Source organism: Nocardioides stalactiti (assembly GCF_014180715.1).
Taxonomy (GTDB): Bacteria; Actinomycetota; Actinomycetes; order Propionibacteriales; family Nocardioidaceae; genus Nocardioides; species Nocardioides stalactiti.
In genome coordinates this window covers 1-2,645 of the sequence record NZ_JACEFC010000216.1, presented here as the reverse complement: position 1 = coordinate 2,645, position 2,645 = coordinate 1, and the positions used below count along the sequence as shown (strand labels likewise).

The window sequence follows — 2,645 nt, the reverse complement described above, 5'->3', positions numbered from 1 at the left end:
GCGGGCAGGGTCACGGAGGTGGTGCCGCCGCCGCCCGACGCGGCGGGAGCGGCCTCGGCGGCGGGAGCGGCCTCCGCGGCCGGAGCGGGAGCCTCGGCGGCCGGCTCGGGCTCGGCAGCGGCAGGCTCGGCCGGGGCCTCCTCGGCCGGGGCCTCCTCGGCCGGGGCCTCCGCGGCTGGGGCGCCGCCGCCCTCGCCCTCGTCCCCGACCACGGCCAGCACGGCGCCGACCTCGACGGTGTCGTCCTCGGAGGCCTTGATCTCCAGCAGGGTGCCGGCGACGGGGGACGGGATCTCGGTGTCGACCTTGTCGGTGGAGACCTCGAGCAACGGCTCGTCGACCGCCACGCTGTCGCCGACCTGCTTGAGCCAGCGGGTGACGGTGCCTTCGGTGACGGACTCGCCGAGTGCCGGGAGGGTGACTTCGGTGGCCATGAGTTCCTCGTCTTCGCTCTGTTGTTCGTTGCTCGGTTGATCGGTGCGGTTCAGCTGTGCGCGTGCAGGGGCTTGCCGGCCAGGGCGAGGAAGGCCTCGCCGAGGGCCTCGTTCTGGGTCGGGTGGGCGTGGACCAGCGGCGCGACGTCGTCGGGGTGCGCCTCCCAGCCGTAGATGAGCTGTGCCTCGCCGATGAGCTCGCCGACCCGCTCGCCGACCAGGTGCACGCCGACGACGGGGCCGTCGACCTGGCGGACCAGCTTGACGAAGCCCTGGGTCTTGAGGATCTGGGACTTCCCGTTGCCGCCGAGGTCGTAGGTGAGCGTGGTGACCCCCTGGTCGCCGTACTCCTCCTTGGCCTGCTCCTCGGTGAGGCCGACCGAGGCGACCTCGGGCCGGGAGTAGGTGACCCGCGGGATCCCGCGTTCGTCGATCGGCTGCGGCGAGAGCCCGCCGATCTGCTCGGCGACGAAGATGCCCTGCTGGAAGCCGCGGTGGGCGAGCTGGAGGCCGGGGACGATGTCGCCCACTGCCCAGAGGCCGTCCGCGCCAGTACGGCAGTGGTCGTCGACGGTCACGAACCCACGGTCGAGGGTCACGCCGTGGTCCTCGTAGCCGAGCCCCTCGGTGCGCGGTCCGCGGCCCACGGCGACGAGCAGCAGGTCGGCGCGCAGCTCGGACTCGTCCGACAGGGTGACGACGACGCCGTCGGCCTCGGTCCGGACGCTCTCGACGGAGGTGCCGGTCCGCGCGGTGATCCCGCGCTTGCGGAAGGCGCGCTCGAGCGTCGCCGACGAGGCGGCGTCCTCGGGCGGCAGCAGGCGGGGGAGGGCCTCGACGATGGTCACCTCGGCGCCGAAGCTGCGCCACACACTGGCGAACTCGCAGCCGATCACGCCACCGCCCAGCACGATGACCGAGCCCGGCACCGAGTCGAGCCGGAGCGCGTCGTCGGAGGTGAGGACGCGGGTGCCGTCGACCTCGATGCCGGGGATGAGCCGCGGCGCGGAACCGGTCGCGAGGACGACGTTGCGGCCGGTGAGCACGACCTGGCCGTCGGGTCCGTCGACGGTGATCTGCCGCGGGCCGGTGAGCCTGCCGCGGCCCTCGACGACACGGATGCCGCGGCTCTTGATGAGCCCGGTGAGGCCCTTGTGGAGCCGGCTGACGACGCCGTCGGCATAGCTGCGGACACCGGCGGCGTCGATCCCGTCGAACTTCGCGAGCACGCCGAACGACTCGGCCTCGCGGGTGGCGTCGGCCACCTCGGCGGCGTGGAGCAGCGCCTTGGTCGGGATGCAGCCCACGTGCAGGCAGGTGCCGCCGAGCTTGGACTCCTCCACGAGCGCGACGCTCAGCCCGAGCTGTGCGGCCCGGAGTGCGCAGGCGTAGCCGCCCGAACCCGCACCCAGGATGAGAACGTCGACCTCGTCGTCGCGCCCGGCCTCGGCCACCGCTCGTCCTCCCTGTCCATGTGGGTCACTGGGGTGAGGCGCCCATCCTTGCACCACGGGTGTGGCAGCGCGCAACGGCCCGCGTACTCGCTGGTAGCCCGAGGCACCGCTACGGCGCCGTGCTGCCACGGAAGCTGGGGGGATACGGCAAACTTGTCGACATGGGTTTGTTCGGCCGGTTCCGCAAGGGCCCCAAGATGAGCGGGCCGCTCCGCGACGGAGCGCGCACCGGGTCGACGCGGGTCCGCGCCTCCGACAAGGTCGACGAGGCCCATCTCTACGAGTGGGTGACCGCCCGGCGCGGCGTCGAGGGCTTCGTCGAGCCGCGCACCGCGGTGAGCGAGGTGACCCTGCTGCTGGTCGCCCACGACGGGGAGTGGACCCGCCGCCGGGTGCCCGGCGTGAAGTGGGCCCACGACTTCTGCAACAAGCACCAGGTGCCGTCGTACGACGCCGCGGTGGTCGGGATCCCGCAGCGGATGCGCGACTACAACTCCCGGGTGCGCAAGGCGCAGAAGCAGGCCGACTACGAGCAGTACAAGCCGCGCGAGACGTGACCCCGGGCCAGTCCGGTTCAGCCCGGGTCAGTCCGGGTCGGCGGCGAGCCCCCGGGCCAGCTCGATGAGTGTCGCGACGCCGTAGCCGGTCGCGCCCGGCGTCCAGTGCCCGACCGCGCCGCCCTTGTTGAAGGTCGGCCCGGCGATGTCGAGGTGCGCCCACGGCAGCCCGCGCGTGAACTCCCGCAGGGACGCGGCGG

The 2,645-nt window shown here is 73.3% G+C and carries 4 protein-coding genes; 1 reads left to right on the top strand and 3 read right to left on the bottom strand.

From position 1 onward, the window contains the following. On the bottom strand, positions 1-434 hold a 434-nt coding region (locus H0487_RS22385), incomplete at its 3' end, for a biotin/lipoyl-containing protein (RefSeq protein WP_312856069.1). A gap of 50 nt (positions 435-484) precedes the next feature. After that, complete coding sequence (gene lpdA, locus H0487_RS22380) at positions 485-1,888, bottom strand: dihydrolipoyl dehydrogenase (protein WP_183096404.1); 1,404 nt, start codon at positions 1,886-1,888, stop codon at positions 485-487. Positions 1,889-2,049: 161 nt separating this feature from the next. On the opposite strand from lpdA, the gene H0487_RS22375 reads away from it, so the two are divergent. Then, complete coding sequence (locus tag H0487_RS22375; RefSeq protein ID WP_246384367.1) at positions 2,050-2,445, top strand: hypothetical protein; 396 nt, start codon at positions 2,050-2,052, stop codon at positions 2,443-2,445. Positions 2,446-2,472: 27 nt separating this feature from the next. Here H0487_RS22375 and H0487_RS22370 read toward each other — a convergent pair whose 3' ends face one another. Continuing rightward, positions 2,473-2,634, bottom strand: coding sequence for a hypothetical protein (locus H0487_RS22370; RefSeq protein ID WP_281370777.1), 162 nt, complete (start codon positions 2,632-2,634; stop codon positions 2,473-2,475). Positions 2,635-2,645 lie beyond the last annotated feature (11 nt).